The following is a 17,623-nucleotide window of genomic DNA, read 5'->3' as shown; positions in this document are numbered from 1 at the left end:
TTATTTATTTTCTTTGGATTTCATAAATGGTCTTTCCATCTTTTACAAAATCTATGATTTGTTTTCTACTATAACCGTAAGTATTAGTTGTAAAATTACTGTTTGTATTTATTTTATAAACATTGCTTTTTTTGTCTATTTCCATATTATTTACAAGAACAAAAACGCTATCCGTAGTGACTTTCGTAACTTTTGAAGTAGAATATTTTCCAGTACTTGTGGTTTCAAAATATACATCTCCAACTTTAGGGTTTTCTGCAAATTCTTTGCTGTCTGAATCACTTTTAAAACTAGAGTAAAAACCAAATATAACGCCTAATCCGATTATGATTAAAAGAGCAAAATGATGTATAGGTGTTTTTGAAGGGTTTTGTTCTTGTTCTTTATTGAATTTTTGTTGAATTGATTCTGGTAATTTTTTTAATTCGTAAGTAGATTTACAATTTTTGCATTCTAATATTTTTACTTTTCCAACTGGAAAAATTGGAATCCAATAAAGGTGTGCATATTTTCCAAAGATACTATAATTCATTCCTGTATTTGTATCACAATGTGGACAGGTAACATTATTGATTATTCCATTTTTAATTGTACTGGCCTTTGTTCCGTAAAAAAAGATCATAAATAAGATTTTATAATTATTGCACAAAAATAAAGTTTTATCTTACATTTTTCATGCAATTATAAAAATATTTGAACTAATTATTTCTTAACCCTCACCGCCTCTGGAACCAACATCTCATATTCGCCACCATGACGCAATACGTCGCGTACAATGCTCGAACTGATAAATGAGGTACTTGCAGCTGTCAATAAGAAAACGGTTTCTATTTTCGAAAGTTTTCTGTTGGTGTGTGCAATTGCTTTTTCGAATTCGAAATCGGCTGGGTTGCGAAGACCTCTTAGAATAAAATTGGCTTTTTCTTTTTTAGCCAAATCAATCGTTAAGCCTTCGTAAGTGATAACCGAAACTTTTGGTTCGTCTTTGAAAGTTTCTTCAATGAAACGTTTTCTTTCTTCTAATGAAAACATGTATTTTTTTTCGGCATTGACACCAATGGCAATTATGATTTCGTCAAATAAAGGAATTCCTCTTTTGATAATGTCTTCGTGTCCTAATGTAATTGGGTCAAATGATCCTGGGAATATGGCTTTACGCATTTTTTTTCTTTTTAAAGGTTTAAAGCTGCAAAGGCGCAAAGGCACAAAGGCTTTTTTTGAGATTCTAAGATTTTGAGTTGCTAAGCTACTAAGATTTTTTCTTTTTTACGTTTAAAGATACGGAGGTACAAAGTTTTTTTAGTTTTTAAAGTGGTATTTTATAATTTTGATCTTGATTTTCAAGTTGTCTTGATCTTCTGATTTTTATTATTTCATCATTTTTGTAAAGCTCTAAAAGACCTTTTCTAGAATAATTTACTTTGCGATCAGAATAGTTTTCAGCTTTATCGAGATCATCAGCTTCGTATGGTAAATAAGCATCATAATCGTTGTGCGTTGTATAAACACTGTCTTTTGTAATTTTATCTATTTTCAGAGTAGAATAATAGCCATTCGAAAATTTTAAATTGTAGACATCGCCCTTTAATGGAGTATTTATTAATAAACTGGTTTCGTCTTTTTCCTGCCAATAATTATTTAAGTTGTATATTAAATACAGAGCAATTATAATACTTCCTGAAAACATCCAAACTGAACTTTGCAGCTTCTCATTTCGAAGCTTTTCTTGGATATCTTCTGATAGCTCTTCATAATCAAAATAATGATCGCATTGATTGCAATGAATGTTTACGGTTTTTCCAACGGGAAATAAAGGAATTAAGGTTATGTAAACATATTTTCTAAAAATACTAAAATGCAACGTGTCAAAGCTCTCACAATTCGGACATTTTTTGCCTGACAGTAAACCATTTTTTACATTTGAATCGTTTGTTCCAATTAAGAAAAGCATTTTTTTAGGTTCTAAGGTTCTGAGTCGCTAAACTACTAAGATTTTTTCTTTTTTTGGTTCAAAGGCTCAAAGATACAGAGGTACAAAGTTTTTATTAGGTTCTAAGGTTCTGAGTTGCTAAGCTGTTAAGATTTTTTCTTTTTAAACTTAAAATATGCCAAGTTTTGGAATTTGGAATTTAAAAATTTATGTGATTCTCTTCGTATTAATAGATTCTACCCATTCATCTTTTTTGCAGACTTGACATACAGCGGTTCCGCTTTTTTGTTCTTGGGTATGACCGCAAAAAGTACAGGAATAAATGCCATCTTTTGGAATGAATTTACTTTTAGCATAAAATAAAGAAGGAAGAATAGGAAGGCCGTATCCTACTTTTTGATCTTCATAGAAATACACACTAATTTCACCACTCGTTTCAATGTAGGCATGTTTTACTTGTCCTAAATGTTCAATAGACCGAATTCGTAATTCAGCGAAAAATTCGTCCTGTGCTAAACTTTCTTTTTTAAAAGTCGAAACAGAAAACTTGCCGTCTTTGATTAAACATTCGGTTTTACCTTCAATGAATTCTTCAAATTTTTTACTTTTCCCTGTCAGCCAAGTTACTGATCGGTATAAAATAATAATTACTGTAAAAACTATTAAAGCAGGAATAATGCCGACATCTTCATAAAACATTGGGTCGCCTGCAGCAGAACCTAAGGCGATAATGATCACTGTTTCGAAAATAGACAATTGTTTAACACCGCGTTTTCCTGCTAATTTAAGTGTCAGCAATAGAATAATAAACATAATGGTTGAACGAAAAATAACTTCGAAAACAAAGCTTTCTGGCAGATTGTTAAAAAGTAGTCTTTCCCATTCAAATATTTGTTTCATTTTTTTAAGTAGCTAAGATTTTGAGATACTAAGATACTGCCATTTGGTGTATGGAATGTATCTTAATTCCCATGTTTGACCGTAATTTTTTATGTAAATTTTGATAAATAATGCATCAATATTTTGAATAGAAAACATAAAAAAAGGTGCTGAAATTATAGAATTTCAACACCTTAGTATCTTGGGATATTTATTAAGTCAAAGCCAGCTCAATAGCATTTGTGAATAAATCTTCTAGAGAGATTCCAGCTGCTTTTGCCTGTTGCGGAATCAAACTTTCTGTTGTTAAACCTGGAATAGTGTTCATTTCAAGCATGTGCGGTTCGCCGTTTACAATAATGAATTCGCTTCTTGAAAAGCCTCTCATTTTTAAAACTTCGTAAGCGCGTTTTGCAGTTTCTGAGACTTTTTTAGTCAGTTCGTCAGAGATTCTCGCAGGTGTGATTTCTTGCGATTTTCCTTCGTATTTGGCTTCGTAATCGAAGAAATCATTGTCTGATACGATTTCTGTAATTGGTAAAACGATAATTTCGCCTTTATAATTGATAACTCCCACAGAAACTTCAGTTCCGTCAAGGAAACTTTCAATGATGATTTCGTTATCTTCTTTATAAGCTACTTCAATTGCGATTGGCAGTTCAGCTTCTGTTTTTACTTTTGAAATTCCGAAACTAGAACCTGCTTTGTTTGGTTTTACGAAACATGGTAATCCTACTTTCGTAACAATTTCTGCAGTATTGATTTCGTCACCTTTGTTTAGGTAATAAGAAATGGCTGTTTTGATTTCGTATGGTTTTAAAACAGATAATAAGTCTCTTTTATTGAATGTTAACGCCGATTGGTAATAATCGCAAGAAGATTGTGGCATTCCGATTAATTCGAAATAGGCTTGCATTAATCCGTCTTCACCTGGAGTTCCGTGAATGGCATTGAAAACACAATCAAACGTGATTTTCTGACCGTTTACCGTTACTGAAAAATCATTTCTATCTATTGGAAATTCGGCTTCATTTTCGTCTACATAAACCCATTTTTCTTTGAAAATGTGAATACGGAATCCGTTGTATTTTGTTTTGTCAAGATATTGATACACGACATTTCCACTAATTAAAGATATTTTATATTCGCTGGAATAGCCGCCCATGATGATGGCAATGTTTTTCATGTTTTTGTTTCAGGTTTTAATTTGTTTCAAGTTTCAGGTTTTGCGGTAAATCGTTCAAATCTGTTTTGAAACTTTATTGAATATATGATTTTTTAATAAATAACGTTCTTATGAAATAGAGTGTCCTAGCCCTGATAGAAGCGGCATCCTTTTGTGCCGGGGTTCGGCGCAAAAGATACAGCGGATAGCAGGAAATAGCTCCTGAAAATTATCCTTCGACTTCGCTCAGGATGACAATCACGGCACTTTCTTGTTTTAAACAAAATTATCATTTTTTTTGAAACGAAATACTTTATCTTTGTCGCTATTAAAAATAAATTTATGAGTTTACGTCAGTATTTAACAAGCCGAGTTTTTTTCTTGCAATTGCTTGCGGCCGCAGCTATTATTGCGGTTATTGGTTATTTATTTATGCATTGGTTAACTTTTACGACAGATCACGGACACGAAATTGCAGTGCCGAATTTGTCTAAATTGACTGAGGAACAAGTGGAAAACAAATTGGACGAATTGGATTTGGATTATGTTCTATTGGATAGTGTTGATTACAGAAGTGAATACCCAAAATATAGTGTTGTTGAGCAAGATCCGTTGCCTGGAACAATGGTAAAAGTGGGTAGAAAAATTTATATCAAGATTAATGCGTCTGGTTTTTCTTCTGTGAAAATTCCAGATTTAATCGAAAAAACATATCGTGAAGCGGTTCCAACGTTGAAAGCGTTAGGTCTTGAGCCAGGAACGATTACGTATATTCCGAACCTTGGAAAAGATATGGTTTTGGAAATGCGTTTAAAAGGAAGAAACTTAAAAGTAGGAGATAGAGTGCTTAAAGCTTCTAAAATTGATTTGGTTTTAGGAGACGGAAAAGCAAGTTATGTAGATGAAAGTCAGGCGACAGATAGTACTGCGGTGCCTGCAGAAACCCCAAATGATGAACAATAATATTGAAGAAAATTTAGATCTGGAAGACGAATTATTTGAGCACTACAGATTTGAAGTCCCAAAAGGTCAAGCGTTTTTGCGTATTGACAAATATTTAATGTATTTGATTCCGAATGCCACGCGAAATAAAATTCAGAATGCGGCAACTAACGGAAACATTTTTGTGAATGATATTCCGGTAAAATCAAATTACAAAGTAAAACCTTTTGATGTGATAACGGTTATGTTGTCGCATCCTCCTTTTGAAAATAGAGTAGATCCAGAAGATATTCCGTTGGATATTGTTTATGAGGATGATGCGTTATTGCTGATCAATAAACCACCAGGATTGGTTGTGCATCCAGGACATGGAAATTATACTGGAACTTTGGTGAACGCTTTGGCATTTCATTTTGAAAATCTGCCAATGAACAGCAGCGAACGCCCAGGTCTGGTTCACCGAATTGATAAAGATACTTCTGGTCTTTTGGTTGTGGCTAAAACAGAAGCAGCTATGACGCATTTAGCAAAGCAGTTTGAAGCTAAAACTACCGAACGTGAGTATATCGCCCTAGTTTGGGGAAATGTTGTGGCTGACAGCGGTACAATTGAAGGAAACTTAGCAAGACATTTGAAAGACAGAATGCAAATGGCGGTTTTTGATGATCCAGAAATCGGAAAACCTGCTATTACGCATTATAAAGTTTTGGAGCGTTTTGGTTATGTGACTCTTATTTCTTGTAAATTGGAAACAGGAAGAACGCACCAGATTCGCGCGCACATGAAGCATATTGGTCATCCGTTATTTAATGATGAGCGATACGGCGGTCATTTGATTTTGAAGGGAACGACTTTTACAAAATACAAACAGTTTATTGAGAATTGTTTTAAAGCTTTACCACGTCAGGCGCTGCATGCTAAAACACTTGGATTTGTTCACCCAAATACGGGAGAATTAATGCGTTTTGATACAGAATTGCCTCAGGATTTTCAGGATTGTATCGAGAAATGGCGTAATTATGTGAAGTCGCATAATGTTGAAGATGAAAGTTAATTAGATAATTTGTCAATTAGAAAATTAGATAATTTTTATAATAATAAAAAAGCTCCTTTTGGGAGCTTTTTTGTTTTATCGTTACAATATTCTGTAGAGGCGCACTGCAGTGCGTCTAACGTATGTGGATATTCGTTGCGGAGACGCACTGCAGTGCGTCTCTACAGATATGCTTTGTGTTAGAATATTAATGAGATATTTTGTTTCTATTAATTTAATTATTGTAGTGATTTGATTACTAAATCGGTTATTTTGACTTCTCCGTTGGTTATGAAACCTAGTTTTCCTTTTTGGTTTAGATTGCTTTTTTCTAGCGAACATTCTAAAGTTGTTTTATCGTCAACAGAAAACGATAATTGATTATTTAAAACTTTAATTTTTACAGCATACCATTTGTTATTTTCTAATTGCATTGGTTTTCTGAACAAAGTTTTTCCGCCTCGTTTGCCATACGAATCGTCTTTTTTATCATAAACTCCGTCGCCAATTACAATGTTCTGGTCAATTTGATATAAGTATGTTCTGATGTATTTTCCTTTATCTAAATTGAGCATGACTTCGAATAAAGATGCATTTGTCATATTGACTTTAAAATCGATTTCATAATTCTCTGGAAGCTTTTTTTTTGAAACCAAAACTCCCCAAGGCGAAAGAGAACCATTTCCTGTAAGAGTATCATTTTTTAGAATCCATTCTTTAGAATCGATTATCCAATTTGATTTTAGTTCTTTTGAATTGTCTAAAGTATATTCTTTTTTTACTGTTGAAATGGTGTTGGAACACGAAATCAAGATGAATTGTAAAAGGAGAAATAGGGCAAATTTTATTTTCATTTAATTTAATTCTGAATGGTATTTTATTTTTCCGATTGATCCCGTTTCAGTTGGTAAAAGTTCAAAGACAGAAGTAGGGGCAAGGCCTTGTTCGATTCGATGCGAAACATACAATATAGAAACGTTAGTTTCTTGTTTTATGGTATTGATTAGCTGAATTACCAAATCTACATTTTCATCATCTAAACCTTCTACAGGTTCATCTAAAATCAATAATGGCGGATGTTTTAAAACGGCACGAACAATTAACGCAACGCGCTGCTGTCCGATAGAAAGATCGATAAAACGTTTTTTGCATAAATGAGACATTTCGATGACTTCAAGCCATTGTGTCACGATATTTTTTTGATGTGTTGTTGGCTCTGTATACAATCCGATTTGGTCAAAGAAACCTGAAAGAATCATTTGTTCCAGTGTATGGCCTTTTTGAAACAAATCCATCATCGAAGTAGCGTAAATTCCGATTTGTTTTTTGATGTCCCAAACGCTTTCTCCTGTACCTTTTTTTCTTCCGAATAAAAACAAGTTTTGTCCAAAACCTTTCGAATTGTCTCCTGTAATTAATGATAAAATAGTGCTTTTTCCAGAACCATTTGGTCCAATTAACTGCCAGAATTCACCTTGTTTTATCGTCCACGAAATGTTGTTGAGAATCTTTCTTTCGTCATAACTTACCGAAACATTTTCTAATCTGATTAATTCGTTTTCTGGAAAAGTATGAGTTTCTGTCGCTTTTGGAATTGCAGTTGTATTTAAGGTTTTGAAATGATTTTCGACTTTTTTAAATGGATGCAGTTCAAATGTGTTGTCTTTGATTTGAGCTTTGTTGGGAACAAACTCTAATACATCAACAGTACGGTTTAAAAGTTGAATAATGGCAATATCATTCGTTAGATCTTTTAAGGAATCGGCTAAAACTACTCGTGAGGCCTGATCCAAATGATCAAAAGGATTATCGAAAATGATAAAATCTGGCTTTTGATTGATGCAATATTTCAAAAACTCTTTTTTACGTTCACCAGATGAAAAAGTGCGAAGCTGTCTGTGCGAATCTGGAGAAGCTTCCACGCTGTCATATTGAAACTCTTTTTCTATAAATTTTTCAATGGCTATGTCAGAAAACAGTATTCCTTTTTGATTGTTAAAAACGGCTAATTCTCCAGTCGCTTCGCCATTTAATATATTGTCTATTAACTTCTTTTTATTTACCTGATTTGATAAAAGTATATCCCAGTGTTGCATTGTAATTTTTATTTGTATTATTTTTTTTAGCCACAGATTTCACAGATTAAAAGGATTAAAAAAAATGTGTTGCCACGAATTTCGCGAATTCGCACGAATTTTTTTATTTATAATTAGTGAAAAATCGTGTAATTGCTTCGCCTGTTCGCTATGGCTCGTGGCTAATAAAATCACTTTAATCTGTGAAATCTGTGGCAAAAAATTATTCCGTTTGTCGAGTTGCCATTTCTCGGTCGTTTCTTGACCATTCGCTCCAAGAGCCCGCGTATAATTTAGGAATTGGAAGTCCGGCGTAATCCATTGCCAATAACGTATGGCAAGCTGTAACACCAGAACCGCAATGAACGATTGTGTTTTCTGGTTTTATGTCTTTCAAAACAGCTTTGTACTTTTCAGCTAATTCATCGGCTGGTTTAAAGAATCCGTTTTCATCCAGATTTTCCGTTAGCGGAACATTTACAGCTCCCGGAATATGCCCTGCGACTAAATCTAATGGTTCTACCAAACCGTCAAATCTGTTTTTATCACGAACATCAATTATAATATTTTGATCATTTTTTCGAGCTTTTTCGACTTCTTCGATATCAGCTAAAGGTAATTTCCATTCCTGAGAAGGATATGCTGTTTGGTCAAAAGTTTCGATGCCAGAATTGGTTGGAAAACCTGCTTGAAGCGCTGCTTGATATCCGCCATTTAAAACCTGAATTTTTTCATGTCCAACTGAACGCATCATCCACCAGAAACGAGCGGCGAAATTAGAGCCATTTTTATCATCGTAAACCACAACATGATCTGAAGGTGAAATTCCTAATGAAGATAAGGTTTTCGAAAAATCTTTTGGAGAAGGCAACGGATGTCTTCCGCCATTGGCTGGATTTTCTGGAATAGCAGCCAGATCTCGATTTAAATCGACAAAGCGAGCGCCTTTTAAGTGTTCGTTTTGATAAGATTCAAAAGTGTTTGCACCAGCTCGAGCATCAATTAAAATGATTTTTGAAGTAGCATTTAATTCGATTAATTCTTGAGCCGTAATTAAGGAGATAAGTTTTTTAGACATTATTACTTTTTTTTCTAATTGTATAATCTATTAGTTTGGAATACAAGATTATTCATTTTCTATTTCGTTATCAATATTTTGTATAATCAGCCAGTCAAAATTATCTTGATTACGTATTTCTTCTAATATTTCAAAAATTTGTTGCTCAGTTCCGGCATCAATCCCTTTTGTTAAAAAATAATTATGGTAAAATTTTTTAAACCAGTAATACCTATTTATTAATAAATCTATTGGTTTAAGTTTTGTTTTTTCAATTACGCTTAGTTCATGAGTAAGGAGTAAATATATTTTTAAATAATTGGACCATTCATAAGCGCTAAATAAAAGTTCTTCGGCATAAGAATGATCACTTGCAATCTTATTTATAATAGAATTGTCGACATAGGCATAATATTCTTCTTCTAAAATCAAATAATTATTCATTTAACAAATTTATTTTTTCTTCGAATTTCCAAGCCAAAGCAAAGCATTTAAAATTAATTGGCTTTGTGTTTTGTTGTCAAAAGTGTAAGATAAGGTTTTATTTGTTCCTCCTTCATAATCAATGTCATTATGTCCCATATTTACATACACCATTTTGTGTTTTTTATTAGTCCAAACAACAGGATAATAACCGCTGTGCCAGATTTCATATGCTTTTGGGCCAGTTCCTAAAGGAAAACTCGATTCGTCTATCGCTAATAAAATTTCAATATCTGGATTTTTGGTTAAATCATTCGACCATCTGTACCATTCGTTTGGAGCAGAAGAGAAAGTTTTAGGCAGATTTTTGGTCACAGGATGCTGATTTTCGACTCTCAAAACTGCTGAAGTTGGTCTCCAGGTATTGCTTCCATATTCGCCAGAACCTAAAAACGTATTGTGATACCAGTCCCAATCTTGATTATAACTTGAATTGTTTAAAGCAAAAGCAGAAAAGTGAAATCCTATAAAACCACCACCGTTTTCCATATATTTTTGGAAAGCCTCGCGCTGTTCTTTCTTTTCTGGGCGTGTGTCCAGAAATAAGACAACTTGATATTTGGACAAAAATTTAGCGTTCAAATTGTCCCAATTGCTGGTTGAATCATATTGAAAATGATTTTCAGCAGCCAATTTTGGAAAATATTTATTGGCTTCATGTACAAAACTGATATGCGCCTGATCGTTTTTTGCTGTATAAAAAGCAATCACTTTAAATTTTGGATTGCCTTTTTTGCTTTGTGAAAAGCCAAAGAACGAAAAGACTAAAAGGAAAAATAAAATGCTTCTTTTAAAAGTGGTTTGGTGGATTTGGTTAAAAATAGTCATTTGTGTTTTAGAAATTAGACTGGTATTTTTTCGATTAGAATTTCATTTTCAGATTTGTCAAAATAAGTGCAAGTCATTTCAACAATATCAACGCGCCATTTTGCAATACCGCATTGAGCGCAATGATTGCAGAAAGTCATATAATCGGTTTCTCCATGCTGATGCTTTACCAAATTTTCTATAAAAAGTTCTTTGTTAGGAAAATCGGCAACTTTAATTTCAGGATATTTTTCCTCGGCTGCAGCAGTATAGTTGTTTAATCCGTAATAAACAACGCTTCCGTCATGTACAAAAGTGTCATAACCTTTTACACCTAGAATTATTAAATCTTGAATATAATTTGGAAAATCTGCACCAGTTTTAACTTTTGAGTGCGCTTCTTTTATTTGTGCTATTGTAAACATATTTTTAATTTTAGATTAATGATTTTAGATTTTAGATTTCGCCACAAATTACACGAATTTGCACTAATTATTTTTTTATTTTGCCACAGATTAAAAAGATTTACACAGATTAAATCTTTTTAATCCTTTAATCTGTGGCAGAAAAATAATTTGCGAAAATTTGTGTAATTGCTTCGCCTAGGCTCTGTCGCTCGGGTCGTGTCAAAAAAAATATTATTTCAAAAATACGATTAATGATTTTATAAATGAATCAAAAGATTCGATATGTGGCAAATGTCCGGTATTTGGAATTTCTACCAGTTTTGCATTTGGAATTTCTTTTTGAGTTTTTTTACCCAATTCTGCATAATTTCCCATTGTTTTTCTCACTTCTTCAGAAACCAAAGGTTTTCCCAAAGCAGTTTTATCTCTCGTTCCGATAATTAATAACGTTGGGCATTTAATATTTTTAAATTCGTATAGAACAGGCTGTGTGAAAATCATATCATATAAAAGAGCCGAATTCCAAGCTACAAGATCATAATCTGGAGCTGTTGTCCAGCCTGCGCCAAGTTCTGCCCATTTTTGATAATCTGCATTCCATTTTCCGTCATAATAATTTGCCATTTGATATTGCTTGATGCTTTCATAATTTTGTTTTAATTCCGATTCATACCACCAATCAACAGGTTTGTAAGGAACGACTAATTTCCAATCTTCTAAACCAATTGGATTTTCTAAAACTAATTTTTCTGTCGTTTCCGGATACATCAATGCAAAGCGTGTTGCCAGCATTCCGCCCATAGAATGTCCTAAAATAGTCGTTTTACTAATTCCTAAATGATCTAAAAGTTTCTTGGTATTTTCGGCTAACTGCTGAAAAGTGTATTGAAAGTTGTCTGGTTTTGTCGATTTTCCGAAACCAATCTGGTCTGGAACAATTACACGATAACCTTCTTTTGTTAAAGCTTTTATAGTAGTTTCCCAATAGGCACCATTGAAATTTTTTCCGTGCAATAAAACAATGTTTTTTTGATTATAGTTTTCAGGAATAATATCCATATAACTCATTTTCATGTATTGGCGCTGATTGCTCAATTCGATAAAGTTAACCGAGAAAGGATATTCGTAATTGCTTAAATTAATATCTAATGCTTTTATATTTCCCTGTTGGCCAAAACTTAAGAAAGGAATTAATATGAATAATAGTTTAAGGATTTTCATTTGAGAGAGAATTGTTTTATGATTTATAAAGTTAAACCGAACCAGTTTTAAAACAAAGCTCAAAATCTTAAAGTTATCAGAAAAAAAGCAATCAAAGAGGTTTCGTTGTGTTTAATGCCAATAATCGACGATTTATTGAAATTTTATCGATTAAATGATGCTGATTATGAAAATAATGCATTTTGACGAGTAATGTAGCACTTCAAAGGACTTCTTTTATTAACAGGGAAATAGTATGTAATTTAGTATCAGAATGTTGCAAGCCTTAAATGATAGTATTATGAAAAAGACAATACTTTTGCTCCTGCTCACAGTCCCCACATTTGCCCAAGAACTTAATACATTTGATTTTGCAGTTATCAACTCAACCTTAATTTCTGCAAATATTGACCTCGATAAAGGCCGGAGCGTTGTTGCGGCAAATCAAGATCAGTACTCGGCTTATTTTCAGTACGCTCTAACGATGTGCGAAGACGATATTATTTTTGGTGCCGGAATTGACAAGTCTGAAATTGACCGAACTTATGTTGGCTATATCGGTAAAATTTGCGATAAATTTAGAGCAACAATTGGCATAGGATATGTGGATTCAAGAAGTGGTTATGAGGGAACTTTTACAGGTTTTAGCATCTCATGGCATTTTTCTGAGAACACCTATATTGGCGGAAATTTAGAAAATTTGCATTCGTCAATAATTGATTATGATACCGATGAAAGTTTTGATTATTATAAAAAACTAGTTCCTAAAGTTTTTGGAAGTTATGAAATTATCCCAAATGTGATTGCTTTTGGACAATTGAGTTCGAGAGTAAATGATATTGCTTTAAAATATCAGGTTCGCCGATTTTCAGCTGGAGGATTTTATTCTGGACATTCAGTTGGTGGAATTTTCGGAACTGTCAATGTCGGCCGATTTGCCTTTTCTTGCAGTACCACTTTTGAAAGGGTAAACTTTGGATTAAAATTTCAATAGTGAAATTAAAAATACAGTTTGGTTAAGAGAAAAATCCCAAAGACAATATCAGTAGTTGTTTTTGGGATTTTTTATAAGTTTATGACATCGTGGGCTTATAACCCAACAAAATCGTCGCTTTTTGGGAAAATGCTTAAAGCTTCAATCGCTATTTCTGGGGTAGGAGAAGCCAATTTTCTAAGTTTGGTATCCATCCATGCTCCGTCTACTGTAATCGTTGCGCAAAGTGTATCATCTTCTCTTCTAAATTCGTGAATGATAGACCAACGTGAAGCATCGGCTTTCATTTTTGAAGTTTTAGTATGAATGAATATTTTGTCTGAAAGTTTTAATTCTTTTCTGAAAACGCATTCTTCTCTAAATAAAACAGGTCCAAAACCTTGTGTCTGCATTACTTTTAGAGTTAATCCCAGTTCTTCAAGGATTTCGATACGATGCTGTGCGCCAAAATCGTAATAGGCACTATGACGAACGTGAAAATTTGGGTCTAAATCTGACCAGCGGAAAGATATTTCTTTTACAAATGAAGCCATTTTAATATTGTATTTTATTGAAAACCGAAATTACAAATAAAAAGTAAGCGAATAGCATAAAATTACTATGCATGCATATTTTTTATTGTTTCCAATTTTATATAATATCGTGAAATTACGCTCTTTCGACCAAACAGTTGAAACAGCCTGGTCTTGCATTGTGAATATGGATGTAGCTTATTTTTTCGTTTTCAAAGGTTTTAATGATGCTTTCTTTGAGAGAACTTCCTTCTGTTACAGATGCTTCTTTCATCATTCCATTTTCATTATAACCACGCAAAGAAAGTAATCTGTGATTCAGCATATGCGGAATCTGGTTGATTTCGAAAGTGGGTGTCGTGGCTTTCTTTCGTATAAAAATTGGTCCGCTTGCTTGATAAGGTGAGATAGTTTTATGATGGCTGTATGGCAAAAGAATAACTTCTTCACCAATTTGGGCATCTTCTAGACTTACTCTACAAGGAAATCCTGGAAATTTATCGACAGTCATTCTGATCGCGCCGATTTTTTCTAGTTCTAGATCTGTTAATTCGAAATAGCCTGAAAATTCTGTGTGATTTAAAGACTTGATTTTAAAATTTGCTTCCATAATTTTTTTAAGCAAAAATCATATTTGTTAGAACGAGAAAAAATCCAAATCTTGCTATGTTTCTTTATAATGTATTTACGATGTCATTTTCGATAATTCTACTTCCAGCTTATCAAAATTTTCTTCGTTTTTGTCAACTACGTATGGTTTTAATTTCTGACATTCCGCTTCAGTTTCAAAAAGCATTTTAAATACTACTTTTGTTTTATTTTCAGCAATAGTTTCAAATGTTGTTAGAATCTGAAAAAGAGGTTTAGAATGACGTTTCCAGGCAATAAGATTGGGTCTGTCTATTTTGATGAATTCGCATTCATTAGCATAATTTCCAGCCTCTGGACCATGCATGATGAAACTCCATTTACCGCCTTCACAAAAGTTAAATTCATGAAATGTATTGGTAAAACCTTTTGGACCCCACCAATTTTTCAAATGCTCAGGTGTGCTCCATGCTTTGAAAACAAGTTCTTGCGGAAAATTTAGAATTCGTGTTGTGACGATTTCTGAATCGGGTGTGGTAGAAAGAATCTCTGAAGTCATTTTTCGATTATTTTAAATTAAACAAAAATGTAGAGTTATAAAATTACGCTATTTCTTAGATACTTTCAAGATTATCCCATTCGTATTCGATTTTATTAATTTTCATGAAATATGGAATTAATAGTAGAATTTCTAATCTAAAAGAAAAATGATCTTTTCCTGCACTAAAAGGAAGTATGAAAAGAGAAGCAATGCATATTGCAATTCCGACAATGGCATCTATTTTGGCAATCATGATGGCATTTGGTTTTTCAAACCAAAGCGAATAGGCTGCAAATCCTTTTAAAAGCATAATGGCAATTATAAATATCCCAGTTCCAGAATAGGCCGTGTCTGTTGAGAATCCGTAAAGAGATAAATTTACGTTGGGAACAAAAAGATTGGTAACAAGAGAACCAATTGCGCAAATGGCCATAAACATAAAAATCCAGCAGAAAACTTTTATCCACCAAGGCAGAAGTTTACGTCTTATTACTTCAGGTTTTTCAAATTCATCAAATTGACCTTTTAATTCTTGTTCCATAGTTTTTGGTTTAAATTGGGCTAGTTAGTGTATTTAGAATTTTATTGGTTTAACTGTTTTTTTTCTTCAATTTCATTTATTTTTTTTACAATCCAAGGCAATGTCAACCCTTGTCCGATTAATGTCAATAATACTACTGCAACAGAAATAAAAATGATCGCATTTCTGAGCGGAAAAGGAGTTCCGTCTTCAAGAAATCGCGGAAGTCCAATCGCTATGGCTAGTGAAACAATTCCTCGCATTCCTGACCAGCTTATGATTAAACTGTTGCCAAAATCAAGAAGAGCATGTTCGCTTACTCTTCTTTTTCCATTTTTAGTTTTCTGAAATGCCTTCTGTAAATTGATTTTCTGCAAATAAACCCTCGCCATTCGGACTAATAACGCGACAATTGTAATAATTGTGGCATAGCCAATGTAGGGAAGAATCATTTTGTTGTCAATGTCTTCCAAAATATAACGGAAGTTAAGTCCGATTAAAATAAAAATTAATCCGTTTAGAAGAAATATGATTACATCCCACAGGCCTTTCGATTGATTTTTAAGGCTCTCAGGGAAGATTTTTTTACTGAATCGCGAAATTGCCAATCCGAGAATAACAACCGCAATTACGCCAGAAACATGCAAATGTTCTGCTACAAGATAGGTTACAAAAGGCATTAAAAGCATAAAACTGATGGTTACTTCAGGCTTTTTTTGCACTCGTTTTAAGATAAATGCCAAAATTTTTGACATTACAAATCCAACCAGAAAACCGCCACCAAGCAATAAAACAAATTCTAATGCTGCTTTCCAGATTATAAAAGTGGCTCCCATTACGGCTGCTACTGCAAAACGATAAGCAACCAGCGCTGAAGCATCGTTAATTAAACTTTCGCCTTCTAAAATGGTAATGGTTTTATGCGATATTTTAAGTCCTTTTGTAATGTTGATTGCGGCAACGGCATCTGTAGCCGAAAGTATTGCACCCAAGACAAACGCCAATGGCCATGTCATTTCTGGAATTAAGTAATAAGCCACAACTGCAATTGCGATAGTGGTAAGGAAAACAAGCCAAATTGCCAAAGTAGTTATAGTATGGATATTAGTTTTAAAATCTCTTGACGAAATATTGAAAGAAGCATCGTATAACAAAGGAGGAAGAAATAGCAGGAAAATAATTTCGGGATTGATTTCAATTTCTGCCATTGTTGGAATAAAGCCAATTTCAACTCCAACTATAACCAAAAGAATAGGATAGGGGATTTTTAATTTATCAGCAAAAGCCGAAAGTCCTATAACAATTGTTAGTATAAAAATAATAATGCTGTAATTTTCCATTCCGATTTAATTTTTCTTAAAGTAACAATCCACTTTCATTCAGGTGTTTAAAAATGATTTTGTCAACTTCAGATATTATGTCCAGATCTTTATAGTTCAGCCATTTAATTTCTTCAATTTCGCTACTTTCTTTAGGAATTCCGTTATAATCAGCTTTATAGCATGTCATTTTTACAACAACACCTTTGGCAGCTCCATCTGATTGTGCTTTAAAAGTCCCGATATATTTTATAGATTTTGCTATGATTTCTACATTTAATTCTTCTTGGATTTCTCTAACTAAAGTTTGCTCATCGGTCTCGTTATGTTCTCTTTTACCGCCTGGAATGTAATATTTATTTTTTCCTTTTGATCTTGTGCTTAAAATTTGACCGTTTTCAATTTTAATTAATGCAATTTTATCAATTTCAATCATTATACTTTTTTAAAACTATATTTTTTTAGACTTTTATTTCTGTCTATACCTTTTTCTATTGTACATCAATTGGTATTCTTTGGTTCTATTTTTGTATTTTTTCTTATTCATTATTCTAAAATAAAAAAAGTAAATCAAAGGAATAGTAACAACTGCTATCAGCATTAATAGGTCAAATATCCCATAATATAAATTAATTTTTTCACCATTAATAGTTAGTATTTTTGAGTTTGTATTTCCTATGTGTAAATTTTTAGAAACTATTCTATCTCCAACGTTAATAGTGTAGTTTAATCTCTCGTATTGCGTTAAATATAAGATATTCTTATTATTGTTGATTTCATATTCGAATCCATGTAATGTTCTGCCCTTATTATGATTTGAAACTAAATTTGCTTTGGTAACTGTTCCTGTTACAATATCACTTTTATCAAAATGTTTTACATTGTAATAGGTAGTCGAAAACGAAGTAATGAAAAGAAGTAAAGCTATCAGATTGATAATAAAAATTGCAATGTATCTTTTCATTTTCTTAAAATTATCAAATGCTTCTTGTAAATTTCTCGCTGGTTTAGTGTGAATAGAACTATATAAAATAACTTAAAATCAGGTGAATATGTTTAACTAGGTATCACGTGATATTTAATTTCAAATATATTGCTTTTTATTGCTGATCATCAAAGACATTTTAATTTGTTTAGCAATTTGTGAAATTTTATAAATCAAGTAAGCAAC

General features: G+C 32.8%; 22 protein-coding genes. 3 read left to right on the top strand and 19 right to left on the bottom strand.

Annotated elements, in window-relative coordinates; genetic code table 11:
- Window positions 1-4 precede the first annotated feature (4 nt).
- From ABXT06_RS20825 to ABXT06_RS20805, 5 genes are all read right to left on the bottom strand, one after another.
- Window positions 5-622 carry a zinc-ribbon domain-containing protein gene (locus ABXT06_RS20825; RefSeq protein WP_354592458.1) on the bottom strand — a complete coding sequence of 206 codons (618 nt, stop codon included), beginning with the start codon at window positions 620-622 and terminating at the stop codon, window positions 5-7.
- Window positions 623-702: 80 nt separating this feature from the next.
- Window positions 703-1,161, bottom strand: a complete 459-nt coding sequence (coaD, locus tag ABXT06_RS20820; protein WP_111377084.1) for a pantetheine-phosphate adenylyltransferase — start codon at window positions 1,159-1,161, stop codon at window positions 703-705.
- 145 nt (window positions 1,162-1,306) lie between these two features.
- Window positions 1,307-1,951, bottom strand: coding sequence for a hypothetical protein (locus tag ABXT06_RS20815; RefSeq protein ID WP_354592457.1), 645 nt, complete (start codon window positions 1,949-1,951; stop codon window positions 1,307-1,309).
- A 186-nt stretch (window positions 1,952-2,137) separates the two neighbouring features.
- Entirely contained in the window at window positions 2,138-2,830 is a 693-nt protein-coding gene (locus ABXT06_RS20810; protein WP_354592456.1) for a DUF421 domain-containing protein, read from the bottom strand.
- Window positions 2,831-3,023: 193 nt separating this feature from the next.
- Entirely contained in the window at window positions 3,024-3,995 is a 972-nt protein-coding gene (locus ABXT06_RS20805) for a D-alanine--D-alanine ligase (RefSeq protein WP_354592455.1), read from the bottom strand.
- Between the two features lie 321 nt (window positions 3,996-4,316).
- Between ABXT06_RS20805 and ABXT06_RS20800 the strand changes: the two genes are divergently transcribed.
- Entirely contained in the window at window positions 4,317-4,937 is a 621-nt protein-coding gene (locus tag ABXT06_RS20800) for a PASTA domain-containing protein (RefSeq protein WP_281632108.1), read from the top strand.
- Complete coding sequence (locus ABXT06_RS20795) at window positions 4,927-5,970, top strand: RluA family pseudouridine synthase (RefSeq protein ID WP_274258008.1); 1,044 nt, start codon at window positions 4,927-4,929, stop codon at window positions 5,968-5,970. Before ABXT06_RS20800 ends, ABXT06_RS20795 begins: the two co-directional genes overlap by 11 nt.
- A gap of 218 nt (window positions 5,971-6,188) precedes the next feature.
- Here the strand turns inward: ABXT06_RS20795 and ABXT06_RS20790 are convergent, their stop codons facing one another.
- From ABXT06_RS20790 to ABXT06_RS20760, 7 genes are all read right to left on the bottom strand, one after another.
- Window positions 6,189-6,803 carry a 3-keto-alpha-glucoside-1,2-lyase-like domain-containing protein gene (locus ABXT06_RS20790; protein ID WP_354592454.1) on the bottom strand — a complete coding sequence of 205 codons (615 nt, stop codon included), beginning with the start codon at window positions 6,801-6,803 and terminating at the stop codon, window positions 6,189-6,191.
- Complete coding sequence (locus tag ABXT06_RS20785) at window positions 6,804-8,045, bottom strand: ATP-binding cassette domain-containing protein (protein ID WP_354592453.1); 1,242 nt, start codon at window positions 8,043-8,045, stop codon at window positions 6,804-6,806. It abuts the gene before it with no gap.
- Between the two features lie 202 nt (window positions 8,046-8,247).
- Window positions 8,248-9,102 (bottom strand): sulfurtransferase, encoded by an 855-nt coding sequence (locus ABXT06_RS20780; protein WP_354592452.1) that lies wholly within the window; start codon window positions 9,100-9,102, stop codon window positions 8,248-8,250.
- Window positions 9,103-9,150: 48 nt separating this feature from the next.
- Entirely contained in the window at window positions 9,151-9,513 is a 363-nt protein-coding gene (locus tag ABXT06_RS20775) for a hypothetical protein (protein ID WP_354592451.1), read from the bottom strand.
- Between the two features lie 21 nt (window positions 9,514-9,534).
- Window positions 9,535-10,392 (bottom strand): ThuA domain-containing protein, encoded by an 858-nt coding sequence (locus ABXT06_RS20770; protein WP_354592450.1) that lies wholly within the window; start codon window positions 10,390-10,392, stop codon window positions 9,535-9,537.
- Between the two features lie 14 nt (window positions 10,393-10,406).
- Window positions 10,407-10,796, bottom strand: a complete 390-nt coding sequence (locus ABXT06_RS20765) for a DUF1398 domain-containing protein (protein ID WP_354592449.1) — start codon at window positions 10,794-10,796, stop codon at window positions 10,407-10,409.
- Window positions 10,797-11,009: 213 nt separating this feature from the next.
- Complete coding sequence (locus ABXT06_RS20760) at window positions 11,010-11,999, bottom strand: alpha/beta fold hydrolase (protein WP_354592448.1); 990 nt, start codon at window positions 11,997-11,999, stop codon at window positions 11,010-11,012.
- 280 nt (window positions 12,000-12,279) lie between these two features.
- Between ABXT06_RS20760 and ABXT06_RS20755 the strand changes: the two genes are divergently transcribed.
- Window positions 12,280-12,972, top strand: coding sequence for a hypothetical protein (locus tag ABXT06_RS20755; protein WP_354592447.1), 693 nt, complete (start codon window positions 12,280-12,282; stop codon window positions 12,970-12,972).
- A gap of 95 nt (window positions 12,973-13,067) precedes the next feature.
- Here ABXT06_RS20755 and ABXT06_RS20750 read toward each other — a convergent pair whose 3' ends face one another.
- From ABXT06_RS20750 to ABXT06_RS20720, 7 genes are all read right to left on the bottom strand, one after another.
- Window positions 13,068-13,505, bottom strand: a complete 438-nt coding sequence (locus ABXT06_RS20750; protein WP_008462813.1) for an acyl-CoA thioesterase — start codon at window positions 13,503-13,505, stop codon at window positions 13,068-13,070.
- Window positions 13,506-13,620: 115 nt separating this feature from the next.
- Window positions 13,621-14,094: a DUF1203 domain-containing protein gene (locus ABXT06_RS20745; RefSeq protein ID WP_354592446.1), complete on the bottom strand. Its 474-nt coding sequence runs from the start codon at window positions 14,092-14,094 to the stop codon at window positions 13,621-13,623.
- Window positions 14,095-14,169: 75 nt separating this feature from the next.
- Window positions 14,170-14,631, bottom strand: a complete 462-nt coding sequence (locus tag ABXT06_RS20740) for an SRPBCC family protein (RefSeq protein ID WP_354592445.1) — start codon at window positions 14,629-14,631, stop codon at window positions 14,170-14,172.
- Window positions 14,632-14,686: 55 nt separating this feature from the next.
- Window positions 14,687-15,154, bottom strand: a complete 468-nt coding sequence (locus ABXT06_RS20735) for a hypothetical protein (protein ID WP_354592444.1) — start codon at window positions 15,152-15,154, stop codon at window positions 14,687-14,689.
- A gap of 41 nt (window positions 15,155-15,195) precedes the next feature.
- Window positions 15,196-16,473 (bottom strand): Na+/H+ antiporter, encoded by a 1,278-nt coding sequence (locus ABXT06_RS20730; protein WP_354592443.1) that lies wholly within the window; start codon window positions 16,471-16,473, stop codon window positions 15,196-15,198.
- 16 nt (window positions 16,474-16,489) lie between these two features.
- Window positions 16,490-16,888, bottom strand: a complete 399-nt coding sequence (locus ABXT06_RS20725; RefSeq protein ID WP_354592442.1) for an NUDIX hydrolase — start codon at window positions 16,886-16,888, stop codon at window positions 16,490-16,492.
- Between the two features lie 33 nt (window positions 16,889-16,921).
- Complete coding sequence (locus ABXT06_RS20720) at window positions 16,922-17,416, bottom strand: hypothetical protein (protein ID WP_354592441.1); 495 nt, start codon at window positions 17,414-17,416, stop codon at window positions 16,922-16,924.
- Window positions 17,417-17,623 lie beyond the last annotated feature (207 nt).

It is taken from the genome of Flavobacterium sp. UW10123 (assembly GCF_040538975.1).
GTDB lineage: Bacteria > Bacteroidota > Bacteroidia > Flavobacteriales > Flavobacteriaceae > Flavobacterium.
The sequence above is the reverse complement of the archived record's forward strand: the minus strand, read 5'-3'. Positions and strand labels throughout refer to the sequence as shown.